General features: G+C 66.8%; 1 protein-coding gene. It reads left to right on the top strand.

Features of this window, described 5'->3' with window-relative positions:
* Window positions 1-372: 372 nt before the first annotated feature.
* The coding region (locus tag GBZ26_RS29395) for a GTP-binding protein (protein ID WP_174441805.1) at window positions 373-1,296 on the top strand (924 nt) is incomplete at its 3' end.

The raw sequence follows: 1,296 nt of genomic DNA, 5'->3' as shown, positions 1-1,296 counted from the left end.
GGCGCAGAGTCCTGCGCGCGCAACGAGGCGCCCGGCACGGCAACGAGCGCGCTGGACAGGAGAATGACGGCGAGGCGGGAAGCGGAAACGCGGCGGGTCATCATCGGACCATGTGGGATTCCGGGATGCAGACGCCAATGATTCGGTCGCCGTGACGCAAGGAAATTCCGCATAGGCGCTTTGGGCGAGTTTCCCTCACCTCGCCGCTTGCGTTATGAAGCCGGATCATTATATTGCGTCGCAACAGTTTCCCCGGCAGAGCCCCCCGATCGATCTCGGAGGGTTTTTTTGTTGTGCGCGGCCGACGTGCCGCGGTGTCGGGGCGGCATTGCGCAACGGAAGCCCCAGAGCGGATTTAAGAGTCCCCGACACATGAATCTTCGTAACGTCGCCATCATCGCGCACGTCGACCACGGCAAGACGACCCTGGTCGATCAGCTCCTCAAGCAGGCCGGTTCGTTCCGCGAGAACCAGCAGGTCGCCGAACGCGCCATGGACTCCAACGACCTGGAGCGCGAGCGTGGCATCACCATCCTGGCCAAGTGCACGTCGGTCCTGTGGAACGACCTGCGCATCAACATCGTGGACACCCCCGGCCACGCCGATTTCGGCGGCGAGGTCGAGCGCATCCTCTCCATGGTGGACGGCGTGGTCCTGCTCTGCGACGCCGCCGAAGGGCCGCTGCCGCAGACCAAGTTCGTGCTGGGCAAGGCGCTGAAGCTGGGCCTGCGCCCGATCGTCGTCATCAACAAGGTGGACCGTCCCGACGGCCGTCCGCACGAGGTGCATGACGAGGTGTTCGACCTGTTCGCCTCGCTCGACGCCTCGAACGAGCAGCTCGACTTCCCGACCCTGTTCGCCTCGGGCCGCAACGGCTGGGCGACCACGGACCTGGAGAACGGCGCCCGCGAGACGCTGACCCCGCTGTTCGAGCTGATCCGCGACCACGTCCCGCCGCCCAAGGTCGAAGAGGATCTGCCCTTCGCCATGCTGGCGACCACGCTGGAGGCGAACCCCTATCTGGGCCGCATCCTGACCGGCCGTATCCAGACCGGCAGCGTCAAGGTCAACATGGCCATCAAGTCGCTGAGCCGCGACGGCAAGCTGATCGAGAACGCCCGCATCAGCAAGGTGCTCGCCTTCCGCGGCCTGGAGCGCGTTCCGGTGGACGAGGCGCACGCCGGCGACATCGTCGCCCTGGCCGGCCTGACCACCACCACCGTGGCCGACACCATCTGCGCGCCGGACGTCGCCGAGCCGCTGGCCGCCCAGCCGATCGACCCGCCCACCCTGGCG

Source organism: Azospirillum formosense, from assembly GCF_013340925.1.
Classification (GTDB): domain Bacteria; phylum Pseudomonadota; class Alphaproteobacteria; order Azospirillales; family Azospirillaceae; genus Azospirillum; species Azospirillum formosense.
Note: the sequence above shows the minus strand (reverse complement) of the source record. Positions and strands in the feature narration are given on the sequence as shown.